Genomic DNA, 14,965 nt, shown 5'->3' with positions numbered 1-14,965 from the left:
AAAATTGTCGCATTTTGCAAGATATTTTTTTATTGTAAAAATTTTATGAAAATTATTGAAATTAGTAAATAAAAGGTCTATATTGGTAAGAAACTATTTTGGGGGAGGACGTTTCATGGCTAGAGACTTAAGAATTAAAAGTAAGGTGTTTAGTGAGGGAGAGAGGAAAGCGCCCAATCGAGCCATGCTTCGAGCAGTCGGGTTTACAGATGAAGACTTCTTAAAGCCAATGATTGGAATAGCGAGCACATGGAGCGAAGTAACTCCATGCAATATACATATTAATGATCTTGCATTTAAGGCGAAAGAAGGGGCGAGGGAAGCTGGAGGAGCACCACTTGTTTTTAATACGATAACAGTATCAGATGGAATTTCGATGGGGACAGATGGAATGAGATACTCATTGCCTAGTAGAGATCTTATTGCGGATTCAATTGAAACCGTTGTAGGTGGAGAGAGTCTAGATGGGTTTGTCGCGATTGGTGGATGTGATAAAAACATGCCAGGATGCATGATGGCAATTGCGCGAATGAATCTTCCGGCTGTCTTTGTCTATGGTGGAACGATCAAGCCAGGAAACTTGAAGGGGAAGGACATAGATATTGTCTCTGCTTTTGAAGGGGTCGGACAGTATAACAAAGGCTCGATTGACCGTGATGAATTACATCAAATTGAATGCCATGCCTGCCCTGGATCAGGTTCATGTGGAGGAATGTATACAGCAAACACGATGGCAAGTGCCATCGAAGCACTTGGAATGAGTTTACCTGGTAGCTCGTCAAATCCAGCGGAAACACCTGAGAAGCAGCAAGATTGCTATGTAGCAGGATCAGCCGTTTACAAGTTATTAGAAAAAGATATTCGACCTAGAGATATTCTAACGAAAAAAGCATTTGAAAATGCGATTACAGTAGTGATGGCCCTAGGCGGATCGACGAATGCAGTTCTACATTTGATGGCGATCGCACATGCAGCGGAGGTTGATTTGTCATTAGAAGATTTTAATAGACTTCAGAAAAAGGTTCCTCATATAGCCGACCTAAAGCCAAGCGGCAAATTCGTCATGCAGGATTTGTTTGAGGCAGGAGGCGTTTCGGCGGTTATGAAGATGCTCTTGGAAGAAGGTTTCCTACATGGAGATTGCTTAACAGTAACTGGAAATACATTAGCAGAAAATTTACAAGAAGTGAAGGACTTAAAGGAAGGGCAAAAAGTGATTTATCCAGTAAGTCAGCCATTAAAGGAAAAGGGACCGCTTGTTGTGTTAAAAGGAAATCTGGCTCCAAATGGTGCAGTTGCTAAAGTATCTGGACTAAAGGTAAAATCGCTAACAGGGCCTGCAAAGGTATTTAATGATGAAGAGTCAGCAACCGAAGCTGTGATCAGCGGCAGGATACAGGCGGGAGATGTATTAATTATCCGTTATGAAGGGCCAAGAGGTGGACCAGGAATGCCGGAAATGCTGTCCATTTCAGCTATTTTAGTTGGAAAAGGACTTGGGGAAAGTGTAGCTCTTCTAACTGATGGACGTTTCTCGGGAGGAACTCATGGGTTAGTTGTTGGTCATATTGCTCCAGAAGCGCAGGTAGGTGGTCCGATTGCATTCATTGAAGATGGTGATATCGTTACCATTGATAGTGAAAAGCAAGAGCTATCAGTCGCATTATCTCCTGGACAATTAGCGGAAAGAAAACGACTTTGGTCTCCTCCGCCGCTGTTAAAACGTGGAACATTGGCTAAGTACTCTAGACAGGTATCTTGTGCTTCGAAGGGTGCTGTAACCGATCTCTTTGAAGAAGTTTCGGAAGAAGTTCCCCTAAACGTATAAGTTAGCTCTCCTTCGTTGCATAATGGCTATTTTTTATAGTATGCTTACAATGCAATGCAAGTATGGGAGGGATGATGATATGTCAATGGCATATGAAGAATATATGAAGCAAATGGTGAAACCGATGCGAGAAGAGCTTGTTCGTACAGGATTTCAGGAGTTGTTAACACCTGAAGAGGTGGAACAATTTATGGAGAAAGCTGAGGGGACTACATTAGTTGTGGTGAATTCGGTATGTGGTTGTGCAGCAGGACTCGCAAGACCAGCAGCAACACAAGCTGTCCTGCGTGCTGAAAAACGACCAGACCACCTTGTAACGGTATTCGCTGGACAGGAAAAAGAAGCGACAGCTAAAATGCGCGAGTACTTTGAAGGGCTTGAGCCATCGTCTCCATCAATGGCGCTATTAAAAGGAAAAGAGGTTGTTCATTTCATCCATCGCTATGATATTGAAGACCATTCAATGGAAGCCATTATGGAGAACCTATTAGCAGCGTTTGAAGCACATTGTTAACGACAAAAGGATGTCATTTGACGTCCTTTTTGTTTGTCTATGAGGAATAGTTTTCTTTATTTCTATGTCAATTTTATACGGAAGAGTAGGTTATAATAAATGATCGTCACGACATCAGCAAGAGCAGATGAACAAACGGAGCAATATGCGAAGCACGTAGCAAACATATTAAGCTCCACCTATGTAACAAGAAAAAAGCAATCGGTGACCTCCATTCAATCGGTCTATCAAAGTGATGTCATAGTGGTTGGAAAAGGCAGAATTGAATTATTTCCATACGGAGAGGCGGATCCATTCTTTTTCCATCCCAATTCGGCCATGTTTCGATTGAAACGGCTTGTCAGAAATGAGCATGATCCATTTATTGAAGTGGCACAGCTACAAGAGGGCTCAAGTATTCTTGATTGTACATTAGGGCTTGCATCAGATAGTGTAACAGCAAGCTATGTTGTAGGTCCCACTGGGAGAGTAGTAGGAATAGAAGGAAATCCATACATAGCCTTTCTTGTTCAGAAAGGGTTACAGGATTGGGATTCTGGCATTCAATCAATGAATGAAGCGATGCGAAGAGTAGAAGTGATATCAGGTTTTGCAGAGAATTTCCTTAAAGAGCAGCCGGATAATAGCTATGATTGCGTCTACTTTGATCCAATGTTTGAAGAAAGTATCGTAACCTCAGTTGGAATCAAGGGTTTATCCAAATTTGCCGTCTATCATGAAATGACGGATCATCTCGTAAATGAGGCATTAAGAGTGGCAAAGCGGCGAGTCGTTTTAAAAGACCATTATCAAAGCAGCCGTTTTCAGAAGTTTGGTTTCAACGTAATCACAAGAAAATCAGCCAAATTCCACTACGGGTTTCTTGAGAAACCCCGAGACTGAAAGTTTTTAAAAAGTGAGTCGAGTCATTGAGGAAAATGGAGTGAGCTAGATACTATATGCATCTTCCTTGAAATGAGAAAGAGTGAAGGCTTCAAAAAACACGAGTGCCTTCCTCTTCTCCTCTAGCAACATTGGAATGAACTTCCTCGCTCGTAGATTCATAAAAAATATGGGAATCCCCGATTGACGTTCGCCACCCACACGATGATAATGAATTCACATGTTAATCTGTAAAAGCTAAAAATACAAAGTAAGCTAGAGAAATCACGCTTACGATCGTCATAAGAACCGATAATTCCATGCAATCCCACCTTTCGTTTTTCTTCGCGTAAATCCATTCATAGCTTTACCTGTTTTGTATAAAATATCAGAACGAATATGAAGCAAGCTTTGTAAAGTAGATATAATCTTTATATTCCCAATGAATTCATTTGCTAAACATTCAAATCACTTTTGTATTTGTCTATAAAAGGAGTATAATAGAATATATGAATCATTAAATGGTTTTCTTTCTAATAGTCTTTTAAATAGGCTATTTTCTAAAAGATTGTTGATTTGTGCTAGGGGAAATCCCGTTCTTTATACGAAGGCAAGCAGTTTGGTTCGGAAGGATACGAGACCTCTGCTGAGGCAGTGGGACAAGTGAACCCACGGGCGAAGCCGAGGGAGGCTAACTCGCCCGCCCCGGGGCAAGCTGTACCCTGGAGCGAAAACTGCCCATGTTTCAAAGCAACCATGTATACGGAAACAGTCATTAATAAAAATCTATAACTTCTGAAGAAGAAAGTGAAAAAGGGGAAGAAAGTTATGCCGATTTGGCTTCGTAAATCATTAGTCGTAATGGTAACCATTCTAACCTTTGGAATGGTTACACCGTCACAGGACTTTCTATTTGAAACTTCAAATCCAAACAAACCGACGAAACGTGATATATTCGAATCAAAAGGGACTGAAGTATATAAAGAAAGCATATATAGCACACAGGCCGAGATCCCAAGTCGACAAGATTATATGAGCCAAATATTAGTTGAGGCAGAAAACCAGTCCTATTTGAAATTTGGTCAGAGAATTAAACCGGTAATTGAGGACGAATTCCGCGGATACATTTTGCCAAAAATAGAAGAAGCCATCTCAAATGTAACAGCTACTTATACAGATGAAGAAATGTTGAAATTAACCATTTCTGAAGTGCCAGGTCGAGGACTTTCTGAGAAAATCTTTCATATCAAAAATGAAACAACTGAAGAAGACATCATTCGCTTCCATGTAAGGAGAGACAACCCTCCACAACAAGGACACTGGTTCAATTTTCATTATCACACATACCAAGATCAGTTTCAGACACATCATGATTTAGGCTCAATCTATTGGAATAAAAACACCCCGCCTAAATGGATGAGCTGATGTGAGGAGTAACCTCATCGGAAAGAAAATGCTATTCTTCTTTCTATGCTTTTTGCTATAGTAATTTTAGATGAACAAGGGAAACAGAAAGACTCGGCTTAATTTTCCGAGTCTTTCTATTCGTTAAAAATGCGAGACATTCGGGAGGAACAAAAGAACATGGCCATATTGCAAGGAATCATCGATACATATGCTCAATTTTTTAATTGGGAAATGTGGGCAGAAGTATTAACAAATCCGGTTAGCTGGGGATTGATCGGTACATTAGTCATATTAGAAGGTCTATTATCGGCAGATAACGCATTAGTTCTTGCTGTGATGGTAAAGCATTTACCACTGGAGAAACGGAAAAAAGCGTTATTTTACGGTCTGCTTGGTGCGTATGTTTTCCGCTTCATTGCAATAGGAATTGGTGTATTTTTAATAAAACTCTGGTGGGTGAAAATTCTAGGAGCTGGTTACCTAGCATGGCTGTCCATCAAGTACTTTATCGATAAAAAGAAGCATGCTGAAGCAGAGCATGAAGATGTCGAAGGAATTAATCAAAGTGGTCTGTTAATTCGCTTATTTGGAACATTTTGGGGGACCGTAGCAGCTGTCGAGCTGATGGATATCGCTTTTTCCGTTGATAGTGTGTTAGCTGCCTTTGGTATTAGTGAAGAAATCTGGGTGCTCTTACTCGGCGGAATGCTAGGTGTCTTAATGATGCGTGGTGTAGCTGGAGTATTTCTTAACTTAATTGATCGTATTCCGGAGCTTGAAACAGCTGCTTATGTATTGATTCTTATTATTGCAGTAAAGATGCTATTAAGTGTCTTTGGGGTTCATATTGATCATATTTATTTCTTTATGTTACTGGCGCTTACATTTGCTGGAACATTTGTGGTTCATGCTAGAAACAAAAAGAGAGCCGCTCAAGAGAGTAATGGATAAGAGGGGACAGGCGACACTCTAATTGTATAGTTATAGTCAGAAAAAGGAATCGAGAGCATATTCGGTTCCTTTTTGGTATATTTTTAGATGGGTTGTGAAAATTTCCGCTCCTGTTGCTTGCATTCCTGGGGAGCGTTCGGCAAGCCTCCTCGTCATTCGGCCTGTGGAGTCTTGGCTGTAACACTATTCAAGCGCCTTCCGCTCCAATCACCTAGCTTGGCTTTCGATATGGGAAAAAAAACCCCCAATCCACAAGCTCGTTCATTTAAGATAAATTGAGTTTTTCCAGAGTCTTATCAGAAATCTTTCCGCTCATTTTTTAGGTAAATCTTTCTTTATCATGTAATAAAGGAGCATATATACACCGCTTCCAATGAGGTAGATGAAACAGAACCATAAAATGGAATAAAGAAGTGATTGGTGAAATGAAAAGGAAAGAAATGAAATAATAAAGGACAATACAAATAAGTCTAGAAATACAAAATAGCTAGAACACATCACGTCTAGAACAAGCTCCAGATCTCGGTTAGTTTCTTTTTCAAATGGTCGTTTCATCCTTCCCACCTACCTTATGTGTGTACTTCACCATATGCAATAATCGACTTACATGTGAAGTGAATAGCAAATTTCTTAAGACTGGTGGAGAACGGAGAGAATGTGTGTGTGGGTTTGAAACCTTTTCTATGAATAATCGTAGTAAGTAGTATTCGAAATCGTACTATTTTCGACACGTTCGGTACAAATTGGAGGATGATCATGATGGGAACATATATGCATAAAGGGGAGATAGCCCATTTAACGGAAGGGATTTCCAATATTACGGTTGGACTAGGATGGGATCCAGCTATTCCTGCTAAGAGAGGATTTTTCCAAACATTTTTTGGATATTCCGATGAGGAAAATATTGATTGTGATGCTTCTGTTATTATGCTAGGACATGATGAGAAGCTAGCGGGTAGTAAAGATGTGATTACATTTGGGAATTTCATTAGCATAGACGGAAGTGTTCATCATACAGGTGATAACTTAACGGGAACAGGAGGAGGAGATGATGAGCAAGTCATCATTGACTTGAGTAGAGTCGCTCCACACATTCAAAAGCTCGTGTTTGTTGTCAATATCCATGATTCTAATAAGCGAAAGCAGCATTTTGGGTTAATCCAAAATGCCTATATTCGCATTGTTGATTCAGTAACGAACCAAGAATTGATTAAGTATAATTTAACAGATGATCAAACCCTTCATACGAGTTTACTAGTTGGTGAGATTTATCGGAAAGAAAGCGGTTGGGAATTTTTGGCTGTTGGAGAAGGAATGAAAGCAGCTACCATTAATGAGCTGGCAAGGATGTATCTATAAGAAAGGTGCATAGAAAGACTGCCTTTTCATAAACGGAAAATGAGCCTTCGCTAGCACTTAGCTGATGAACTCATTTCCCGTTTATTTAGTATTTGGGCAGCTAGTTTCCCCCTACGAAGATTAAATGGGACCGGCACTTACAGTCAGAGGACCCAAACCCTTTAACAGGATATTCTCCGTTATAATCCTTCCTTAATTTGTCAGACAATTGGCACTCTTCTAAAGAACTCTCATATGTTATAATTTTAGTAATTTCACCAAAAGGACGCAAATAATCAAAGTGCCACCTGAACCTTTTATGTAAGCGTTTATGTCTCTCAATTCGCTTTTCGATATGGCGTTTGGCGCTACCAACATATATATAAGTCCCTCTTTGAAAAAGAAATTCACCTAATTTTCCAACTTGAATCAATCTATTAGACTCTATTTCAAGAAAAATGGCATACAATGTGTGCGTAGGATCCATGTTTTTTTTCATAAAAAATTACCTCCATGAAAAGTCAGAAAGGGAGAGTGTCCATGAAAAGATGGCTCCTTATATTGGTAGTCTTCGTCATCTCCCTGACGTTATTAGGGAACTCACAGGCTTCCATCGACGGAATCTATTTAAAGTATTATCCAAAACATTCGGAGTTAAAGCAAGCTCTTGTGCTAAATTCCCCCAAATCGTTAGGGCATATTGTTATTTTACCAGATGAACCATTTGATCAAATAGAGGCAGCTTCCATCATCTCGAGAGTGGATAATCTCCCTTCCACATTATTAGAGAAGGTGCATGAGCACCATATAAAGCTGAAGTTGTTTCTTGGCAAGTTAACCGATAATCCTACTGCGCAGCACCTTCGTGGGATTATTCCAAGAGGCTATCAAGGAAACACTACATGGGATGATGTTCCTGGAATTGGTGGATCCAAAACAGTTCTAGTAAAAATTGGTCATAGCGAACAGGGGATGGGACATGGATCCGTTAATCTAGAATTACATGAGCTTGCGCATTCTATTGATCGCTATGTTTATCAAGAAATCCGCTACAATCAAGAATTTTTATCGATATGGAAGGAAGAAAAGAGGAAGCTATTTGAAAATAGACCGTACTTCCTTACATTCCCTGAAGAGTACTTTGCTGAAGCTTTTGCCATGTATTATTTAGGGGGAGCACCCCGGAGACATTTGAAAAGTACAGCGCCGAAAACATATGAATTTATGAAGACATTAGACTAGAAAGGATAGAATTCTAGTCTTTTTTTTTTAGCTTATAAAAGTTAAAATAAGTAGATAGTTTTGTCGAAAAGGGCGGGATGACATGAAACAATATCTACAATTATGTGAGCATGTGTTAAAGAATGGTGTAAGAAAGGAAGATCGGACAGGTACAGGAACGATTAGTACATTTGGTTATCAAATGCGATTTAACCTACAAGAAGGATTTCCGATCGTAACGACAAAGAAGCTTCATCTTAGATCAATCATTCACGAGTTGATATGGTTTTTAAATGGAGACACAAATGTGAAATATTTACAAGAAAATGGTGTCCGTATTTGGAATGAATGGGCAGACGAAAAGGGTGAATTAGGGCCGGTGTACGGTCATCAATGGCGCTCATGGACAGGGGCTGATGGCCAAACCATCGACCAAATCTCAGAGCTGATTCACCAATTGAAAACGAATCCAGATTCAAGACGATTGATCGTAAACGCATGGAACGTAGGGGATATTCCTAAAATGGCACTACCGCCATGCCATTGCTTATTCCAATTTTACGTTTCGGAAGGGAAGCTATCCTGTCAGCTCTATCAACGATCAGCAGATGTATTTTTAGGAGTGCCATTTAATATTGCTTCATATGCACTGCTTACGATGATGATTGCACAAGTGTGTGAATTGGAGCTTGGAGAGTTTGTTCATACATTCGGAGATGTTCACATTTATCAAAATCATCTAGAACAGGTAGAGCTTCAGCTTACAAGAGAGCCAAAGCCCCTACCAAAGATGAAAATCAACTCAGAAGTGAAGGATATCTTTAGCTTTTCTTATGAAGATTTCACGTTAGAAGGTTATGAAGCACATCCTCATATTAAAGGTGTGGTGAGTATATGATTTCGTTAATGTGGGCAATGGATGAAAATCGTGTCATCGGGAAAGACAATCAGCTTCCTTGGCATTTACCAGAGGATTTGAAATTTTTCAAACGAACGACGATGGGCCATCCTATTGCAATGGGGAGAAAAACATTTGAATCGATTGGAAAACCCTTGCCTGGAAGAGAAAATGTGATTATTACAAGAAACCAAAATTATGAACAGGAAGGATGTAAGATCCTTCATTCCATTGAAGAGCTTCTACACTATTCACAGACTCAAAACGAACTATTTATTATTGGTGGGGCAGAGATTTTTAGAGAAGCTCTCCCATATGCAGACCGTCTCTATTTGACGCAAATTAATCATTCCTTTGATGGGGATACTTTTTTCCCAAGCTTTGATAGGAACGAGTGGAAGCTCGTCTCAAAAGAGAAAGGTATTAAAAATGAGCAAAATCCTTATGATTATGAGTTTCAAATCTACGAAAAAGCATAAGGGGAAAGCAGTCGAAATCAGGCTGCTTTTCTTGCTGTTATTAGTAGGTGTTTCATGATTCAGTCAATTATGTTGGTGGAATGGGGTAAGTGCATTTCACTTCATACATGGTTTTCAGCTATTATTTTCATCATTCAGCATCAGGAGGAATCATATGCTTCGATTAATTACATGTTTTTTGTATATGAGTGGGTATTTAATTTATAGCCTACCGAAATTAGCGAAAATGAAAAGATTAAACCCACAATTGTCTGTTGCGGAAAGAGATCAAATCATTCACACGGTTCCAAAAAAATGGTCAAGAGTGATTATGCGCATAACTGGATCAGATGTGACGGTAAACGGAGAGCATCACATCCCTGAAGGTCCTGTTGTATTTATATGCAATCATGAAGGAAATTTCGATATTCCAGTACTACTAGGTTTTATTAATAAACCTTTTGGCTTTATATCAAAAATGGAAGTTAAGAAAGTGCCAATCATCTCAGCATGGATGGAAGTAATGAATTGTGTTTTTTTAGATCGAAAGGATCGCCGCCAAGCCATTCGTTCCATTCGTGAAGGGGTCAGTCTGTTAAAGGACGGTCACTCCATTGTCATCTTCCCTGAGGGGACTAGAAGTAAGGGAGGAGAAATGGGTCAATTTAAAGCGGGAAGCTTTCGTCTAGCAAAAGATGCAGGTGTACCAATCGTTCCTATTTCAATCAAGGGAACGTCAAATGTCTTTGAGAAAAACGGTCGTTTCATTAAACCAGCTGCCATCGAAGTATCCGTTCTCCCCGCTATTACAAGCTATGAGGACAAGGACTTAAAGGAGCTTGCATTTGAGGTTCAACAACTGATCATGAATGACCTCGCAAAGGAAAAGAAGGCATCGTGAAAAAAGAGACTCTACAAGGAGAGTCTCTTCGAAGGGTATCGAGTGGATTCTCGATACCTATTGTTATAATGGGTGAAGAAATGCAAAGGCGCTTATGTTTTTATAGTGTAACTAGTCAGCTACATACGTACTCAATTGATTCATCATCTCGTAGTATTCTGTTGGGTCACAAAATTCATCAACCTTTAAATTCGCGCGAATCCATTCAATCAACTCACTAGCTTCATTGAAAAACTCCCCGCTCGTATCGCTCTTACGGATCATATATCTCCCATTATCCTCATCAATCGTAATTTCCACAGGCAAAGCACTTTCTAAACTACAAAGGTTAAACTCCATTTATTAACGCCCCCTATGTTCCATATTCCTTATTTTGCTTATTATATGCGGGAATAAACCTAAACTATTCAGATTAGTAGTTTGAATTATGTAAATTTTATAAAAATAATCTTGTTTCATGGAATTTCCATGTTATAATTTACAAATTAAATGGATTAGAAATGAGGGTGGGATCTATGGAGCAGAAGGTGATGACAGGTCAGAAAAAGGTACAGCTAGAGGATATTTTAATCGCCTACCAGCAATTGAAGGATATTGTAGCCCACACACCGTTACAAAAAAATGAGCGGCTATCTGAAAAGTATGAATGCCAAGTTTACTTAAAAAGGGAAGATCTACAGCATGTACGTTCCTTTAAGCTAAGAGGCGCATATTATTCGATGAAGTGTTTGGTGGAAGAAAATGTCGTAGAAGGAGTTGTCTGTGCAAGCGCTGGAAATCATGCTCAAGGTGTAGCCTATGCATGCAGACAATTAGGGGTGTTTGGGAAAATATTCATGCCCACGACAACCCCCCGGCAAAAAATTAGCCAGGTTGAAATGTTTGGCAAGGAATACGTCGAAATCATTTTAATTGGTGATACCTTCGATGATGCTTATATTAGTGCTGTCGAGTGCGCAGAAAAAGAAAATCGAACCTTTATTCATCCTTTTGATAACGAAAAAGTCATCGCAGGCCAGGGAACTGTAGCTGTTGAAATATTGAATGATTGTGATGAGAAAATGGATTACCTGTTCGGAAGCATTGGCGGTGGAGGTTTGTTAGCTGGTGTGAGTACTTACATAAATAGCGTTTCCCCACAAACAAGCATCATAGGAGTGGAGCCTGAAGGGGCATCCTCAATGAAAGAATCGATAGAAAATGGGACAATTACAGTACTAGACAATATTGATAAGTTTGTCGACGGCGCTGCAGTTAAATGTGTTGGGGAAAAGACCTTTGCCATTTGCAAGGAAACCGTCGAAGATATTGTATCCGTTCCCGAGGGAAAGGTTTGTACAACCATTTTGGAGTTATATAATGAGCATGCAATTGTAGCGGAGCCTGCAGGAGCTTTATCAATCGCCGCACTTGAGTTCTACAGAGAACAAATCAAAGGGAAAACGGTGGTATGCATTGTAAGCGGTGGAAACAATGACATTGGTAGAATGCAGGAAATTAAAGAACGCTCTCTCCTTTATGAAGGCTTACTCTATTATTTCATCGTTAATTTCCCCCAGCGTGCAGGAGCCTTAAGAGAATTCTTAGATGAGGTGTTAGGTCCAACAGACGATATCTCAAGATTTGAATACACGAAAAAGAATAATAAAGAAAATGGACCTGCATTAGTAGGGATAGAGCTAAAGCACCCATCTGATTATCAAGGGTTGCTACAAAGAATGGAGAAAAAGGGATTTACTTTTATGGAAGTAAATAAAGATAGTAATTTATTTCATTTGCTTGTATAAGCAAAAGGATGATAAGAAAAGGCTGTTCTCTTATTTATTGTTGGAATTGACACATGGGCAGTTTTCCGCACCAGGATACTAGCTTTCCGCGGGGGAAGGAGGTTATCCTCTTGGGGCTTTCGACTTTGGGTTCTCTCAGCTGTCCCACTGCTCTCGCAGGCGCTTCTCATTCTTCCGTTTTAAGCTGCTAGCAAGGTAATTATACCTGGTATAAACTAACAACCACTAAGAAAAGAGCCTAAAAAAAGAGTGATAAATAGTTACTTCGGGCTGTAAGCAAATCCTGTTGCTTACAGTCTTTTTGGTGTGCCCCGGACGAACGTTGGACAAAATCGTGTCCGAAAATCAAACGCTATACCAAATACCCAAATGGTATGGAAAGCATGCTCATGACTCCTTTTGTCAGTGATATCCCTCACTTTTACACTTCTAATTTTAGATAAAAGGACTTGAAAAGCTGGTAAATATTCTGAGATGTGAACTTCTTATGAACATTAATAAGAAATTCCCAAACAATTGAAGAAAAGTACTATAATCAATGTAGATTCACTAGTCTATTAAAGGGAGATGTTCTACATGTTTTCAAACATCGGAGTTCCTGGATTAATTTTAATTCTTGTATTGGCATTAATTATTTTTGGACCGAAGAAATTACCAGAAATCGGACGTGCTTTTGGCCAAACACTGAAGGAATTTAAAAAGTCCACGCGTGAACTGACAAGTGACGTAATGGAAGAATTTGAAGATGATAAGAAGAAGGACCTTACTAAATAGGTGTGAGATTTATTCTTACACCTTTTTTTAACTAGAAGTTTTTTCTTCTATTCTTTCATAACGAATAGTACATCACTTAATTGGAATGAACAGGGGATTTGATTATGGAAGATAAAGAACTAAATTTAGTAGACCATTTAGGAGAATTAAGAAAAAGGCTGATAATTACAGTCGGGTTTTTCTTGGTTTTTTTCATAGTTGGATTTATATATGTAAAAGACATTTATAAGTGGTTCGTTCGTGACCTCGACGTGAAGCTGATTGCACTTGGGCCAAGCGATATCATCTGGGTTTATATGATGCTCGCCACCGTTTTTGCTGTGGCTATAACGATACCAGTAGCCGCCCTGCAAATTTGGTTATTTGTAAAGCCAGCATTAAAGCCGCTGGAAAGAAAAATCTCATTATCCTATATCCCAGCTCTGTTCGTCCTTTTCCTTGTTGGACTTGCATTTGGATACCTTGTCATTTTGCCATCTATTTTAGATTTTTTAGTGACACTTGGCGAGGATATGATGGCGACAAACTTTACAGCGGAGAAATATTTTAAGTTTATTTTTAGCATGACGATTCCATTTGGTATTCTATTTGAATTACCTGCAGTGGTAATGTTTTTAACTTCAATCGGAATCATTAATCCTTACGTGTTAAAAAAAGTTCGAAAGTATGCGTATTTTGCACTTGTCATTGTTGCGGCCGTTATCACGCCACCTGACTTAATGTCCGAAATTATGGTTGCCATCCCATTATTTTTACTTTATGAAATTAGCTTAAGCTTATCAAGGGTTGTGTATAAGCGGAAGCTGAAAAAGGAGCAAAAATGGACGGAGGAATTCGGCCTTGCAGAAGAAGAAAAGGAAGTAAGCTAGACTAACTTTCAATTGGATCGCAGGGGCATGGAATCTGGTTTGATTCTATGCCCCTGTTGTCTTTTCTATCATTCTCTAATAAAAATGCTGTAATCAATTTGATCTATCGCCTCTACAGCATCATAAAAATACCCCATTTTCATTTTATCCTCATTGGTTAGTTCAGTTTGTGTAGTCTGAATAAAATCTAACCAATCCTTTTCTAATCCATTTAACTCTTTTCCATAAACGTCTTTTATTTTTTCAGACAAGCGATCTTGATTGTATATTTCCTCAAACTTCTTCAATCCATATGTATCAATTAAATACGTAATAAAGGAACATGAATGTGTATAGTTCATCCATTGTAGCGTGTAGTCTTTCTGCTCTACTAAAGCAGGACGGAAATAGGCTTCGTCTTGGTTCAGGTCAGTTAATTTACTCAGTGGAATGACTTTGTTTGAATCGGTAAAATACTTCATTAACTTATGGGAATAAGAGAATTGTCCCCCGTGTTGATCTTCCATATAGGTCGCAAATCCCTCTTGGGTCAAATACCCCATATTATCGTCAAAATTGTTTCCGTAGCCAAGCAAGGAATGTGTGAGTTCATGTACGAGAGGATATTCATTTCTTCTATCAGAAAAGAGGATAATTTCTGATCTAAACCCCCATGATGGTTGGTTTCCTTTATTGAGAATGACGTTAATATGTTCTGATGGAATGTAGCTCGTTTGAATCGAGCTCTGAATGACATGATATGCGTCACTAATTTCTTGCTTGAAAGTTTCAATTCTTTCTTCTGAAACCTTGGCCGTATTATAGATTTTGAAGGTGACCATCCCATCCTCCGTCACGATGATCTGCTCATCCTCAGTTTCCTTCTCTTTTGGAACGGCTGAATCCTCAGAACAAGCAGACACAAATAAGAATGATAGAAAAAACAATCCTCGTAAATTGTACTTAAATCCTCCTAAAAAAAGTAAGTTTTTTACCTATACGTCCATGGTGGTTCAAAAGTTTCGTTTTACTCCTAGCTCAAGTGACTTTCCTAACTAGAAATACCTATTGTTTTGAGAACTTCAATTTTTGGTAAACAGAGGCTTTCTTGATTTCTGTTACAACAACTTCTGTTATCAGAGAATGTAATACAATCACCTTGTTGATATAGTTAAGAAA

17 protein-coding genes are annotated in these 14,965 nt (G+C 39.1%); 13 read left to right on the top strand and 4 right to left on the bottom strand.

Annotation, left to right across the window (positions count from 1 at the left end; all coding sequences use genetic code 11):
* The first annotated feature begins 115 nt into the window (after window positions 1-115).
* The 5 genes from ilvD (at window position 116) to LS684_RS12700 (ending at window position 5,561) form a co-directional block, all read left to right on the top strand.
* Window positions 116-1,828 (top strand): dihydroxy-acid dehydratase, encoded by a 1,713-nt coding sequence (gene ilvD / locus LS684_RS12720; protein WP_233806458.1) that lies wholly within the window; start codon window positions 116-118, stop codon window positions 1,826-1,828.
* A gap of 79 nt (window positions 1,829-1,907) precedes the next feature.
* Window positions 1,908-2,342 (top strand): BrxA/BrxB family bacilliredoxin, encoded by a 435-nt coding sequence (locus LS684_RS12715; protein WP_233806456.1) that lies wholly within the window; start codon window positions 1,908-1,910, stop codon window positions 2,340-2,342.
* A 99-nt stretch (window positions 2,343-2,441) separates the two neighbouring features.
* Window positions 2,442-3,224, top strand: coding sequence for a class I SAM-dependent methyltransferase (locus LS684_RS12710; protein WP_233806453.1), 783 nt, complete (start codon window positions 2,442-2,444; stop codon window positions 3,222-3,224).
* Window positions 3,225-4,031: 807 nt separating this feature from the next.
* Window positions 4,032-4,628, top strand: a complete 597-nt coding sequence (locus LS684_RS12705; protein ID WP_233806451.1) for a YpjP family protein — start codon at window positions 4,032-4,034, stop codon at window positions 4,626-4,628.
* A gap of 159 nt (window positions 4,629-4,787) precedes the next feature.
* Complete coding sequence (locus LS684_RS12700) at window positions 4,788-5,561, top strand: TerC family protein (protein WP_233806449.1); 774 nt, start codon at window positions 4,788-4,790, stop codon at window positions 5,559-5,561.
* A gap of 312 nt (window positions 5,562-5,873) precedes the next feature.
* On the opposite strand, the gene LS684_RS12695 is transcribed toward LS684_RS12700, so the two are convergent.
* Window positions 5,874-6,116: a hypothetical protein gene (locus LS684_RS12695; protein WP_233806447.1), complete on the bottom strand. Its 243-nt coding sequence runs from the start codon at window positions 6,114-6,116 to the stop codon at window positions 5,874-5,876.
* Window positions 6,117-6,320: 204 nt separating this feature from the next.
* Here LS684_RS12695 and LS684_RS12690 point away from each other — a divergent pair, with 204 nt between their 5' ends.
* Entirely contained in the window at window positions 6,321-6,920 is a 600-nt protein-coding gene (locus LS684_RS12690; protein ID WP_233811644.1) for a TerD family protein, read from the top strand.
* Window positions 6,921-7,020: 100 nt separating this feature from the next.
* On the opposite strand, the gene LS684_RS12685 is transcribed toward LS684_RS12690, so the two are convergent.
* Entirely contained in the window at window positions 7,021-7,398 is a 378-nt protein-coding gene (locus LS684_RS12685) for a GIY-YIG nuclease family protein (RefSeq protein ID WP_233806445.1), read from the bottom strand.
* A 41-nt stretch (window positions 7,399-7,439) separates the two neighbouring features.
* On the opposite strand from LS684_RS12685, the gene LS684_RS12680 reads away from it, so the two are divergent.
* From LS684_RS12680 to LS684_RS12665, 4 genes are all read left to right on the top strand, one after another.
* Window positions 7,440-8,141, top strand: a complete 702-nt coding sequence (locus tag LS684_RS12680; RefSeq protein WP_233806444.1) for an anthrax toxin lethal factor-related metalloendopeptidase — start codon at window positions 7,440-7,442, stop codon at window positions 8,139-8,141.
* A gap of 82 nt (window positions 8,142-8,223) precedes the next feature.
* Window positions 8,224-9,018, top strand: a complete 795-nt coding sequence (locus tag LS684_RS12675) for a thymidylate synthase (RefSeq protein ID WP_233806443.1) — start codon at window positions 8,224-8,226, stop codon at window positions 9,016-9,018.
* Complete coding sequence (locus tag LS684_RS12670) at window positions 9,015-9,497, top strand: dihydrofolate reductase (protein WP_233806442.1); 483 nt, start codon at window positions 9,015-9,017, stop codon at window positions 9,495-9,497. Before LS684_RS12675 ends, LS684_RS12670 begins: the two co-directional genes overlap by 4 nt.
* A gap of 154 nt (window positions 9,498-9,651) precedes the next feature.
* A complete protein-coding gene (locus LS684_RS12665; protein WP_233806441.1) occupies window positions 9,652-10,377 on the top strand; it encodes a lysophospholipid acyltransferase family protein in 726 nt (241 codons plus the stop codon).
* A gap of 111 nt (window positions 10,378-10,488) precedes the next feature.
* Here the strand turns inward: LS684_RS12665 and LS684_RS12660 are convergent, their stop codons facing one another.
* On the bottom strand, window positions 10,489-10,716 hold the full coding sequence (locus LS684_RS12660) for a hypothetical protein (RefSeq protein WP_233806440.1): 228 nt from the start codon (window positions 10,714-10,716) through the stop codon (window positions 10,489-10,491).
* A 176-nt stretch (window positions 10,717-10,892) separates the two neighbouring features.
* Between LS684_RS12660 and ilvA the strand changes: the two genes are divergently transcribed.
* The 3 genes from ilvA (at window position 10,893) to tatC (ending at window position 13,807) form a co-directional block, all read left to right on the top strand.
* Complete coding sequence (gene ilvA / locus LS684_RS12655) at window positions 10,893-12,164, top strand: threonine ammonia-lyase IlvA (protein ID WP_233806439.1); 1,272 nt, start codon at window positions 10,893-10,895, stop codon at window positions 12,162-12,164.
* Between the two features lie 576 nt (window positions 12,165-12,740).
* On the top strand, window positions 12,741-12,938 hold the full coding sequence (tatA, locus tag LS684_RS12650; protein ID WP_233806437.1) for a twin-arginine translocase TatA/TatE family subunit: 198 nt from the start codon (window positions 12,741-12,743) through the stop codon (window positions 12,936-12,938).
* Window positions 12,939-13,042: 104 nt separating this feature from the next.
* On the top strand, window positions 13,043-13,807 hold the full coding sequence (gene tatC / locus LS684_RS12645) for a twin-arginine translocase subunit TatC (protein ID WP_233806435.1): 765 nt from the start codon (window positions 13,043-13,045) through the stop codon (window positions 13,805-13,807).
* A gap of 68 nt (window positions 13,808-13,875) precedes the next feature.
* Here the strand turns inward: tatC and LS684_RS12640 are convergent, their stop codons facing one another.
* Window positions 13,876-14,733 carry a gluzincin family metallopeptidase gene (locus LS684_RS12640; RefSeq protein ID WP_233806433.1) on the bottom strand — a complete coding sequence of 286 codons (858 nt, stop codon included), beginning with the start codon at window positions 14,731-14,733 and terminating at the stop codon, window positions 13,876-13,878.
* Window positions 14,734-14,965 lie beyond the last annotated feature (232 nt).

Source organism: Cytobacillus spongiae, assembly GCF_021390075.1.
Note: the sequence above shows the minus strand (reverse complement) of the source record. Positions and strands in the feature narration are given on the sequence as shown.

What these genes read in the sequence shown, in the direction of transcription:
- LS684_RS12660 (WP_233806440.1), bottom strand. Translation starts at nt 10,716, where the DNA reads ATGGAGTTTAACCTTTGTAGTTTAGAAAGTGCTTTGCCTGTGGAAATT.
- LS684_RS12705 (WP_233806451.1), top strand. Translation starts at nt 4,032, where the DNA reads ATGCCGATTTGGCTTCGTAAATCATTAGTCGTAATGGTAACCATTCTA.
- LS684_RS12695 (WP_233806447.1), bottom strand. Translation starts at nt 6,116, where the DNA reads ATGAAACGACCATTTGAAAAAGAAACTAACCGAGATCTGGAGCTTGTT.
- ilvA (WP_233806439.1), top strand. Translation starts at nt 10,893, where the DNA reads ATGGAGCAGAAGGTGATGACAGGTCAGAAAAAGGTACAGCTAGAGGAT.
- LS684_RS12675 (WP_233806443.1), top strand. Translation starts at nt 8,224, where the DNA reads ATGAAACAATATCTACAATTATGTGAGCATGTGTTAAAGAATGGTGTA.
- LS684_RS12680 (WP_233806444.1), top strand. Translation starts at nt 7,440, where the DNA reads ATGAAAAGATGGCTCCTTATATTGGTAGTCTTCGTCATCTCCCTGACG.
- LS684_RS12670 (WP_233806442.1), top strand. Translation starts at nt 9,015, where the DNA reads ATGATTTCGTTAATGTGGGCAATGGATGAAAATCGTGTCATCGGGAAA.
- LS684_RS12715 (WP_233806456.1), top strand. Translation starts at nt 1,908, where the DNA reads ATGTCAATGGCATATGAAGAATATATGAAGCAAATGGTGAAACCGATG.
- tatA (WP_233806437.1), top strand. Translation starts at nt 12,741, where the DNA reads ATGTTTTCAAACATCGGAGTTCCTGGATTAATTTTAATTCTTGTATTG.
- ilvD (WP_233806458.1), top strand. Translation starts at nt 116, where the DNA reads ATGGCTAGAGACTTAAGAATTAAAAGTAAGGTGTTTAGTGAGGGAGAG.
- LS684_RS12700 (WP_233806449.1), top strand. Translation starts at nt 4,788, where the DNA reads ATGGCCATATTGCAAGGAATCATCGATACATATGCTCAATTTTTTAAT.
- LS684_RS12685 (WP_233806445.1), bottom strand. Translation starts at nt 7,398, where the DNA reads ATGAAAAAAAACATGGATCCTACGCACACATTGTATGCCATTTTTCTT.
- LS684_RS12665 (WP_233806441.1), top strand. Translation starts at nt 9,652, where the DNA reads ATGCTTCGATTAATTACATGTTTTTTGTATATGAGTGGGTATTTAATT.
- LS684_RS12690 (WP_233811644.1), top strand. Translation starts at nt 6,321, where the DNA reads ATGGGAACATATATGCATAAAGGGGAGATAGCCCATTTAACGGAAGGG.
- LS684_RS12710 (WP_233806453.1), top strand. Translation starts at nt 2,442, where the DNA reads ATGATCGTCACGACATCAGCAAGAGCAGATGAACAAACGGAGCAATAT.
- tatC (WP_233806435.1), top strand. Translation starts at nt 13,043, where the DNA reads ATGGAAGATAAAGAACTAAATTTAGTAGACCATTTAGGAGAATTAAGA.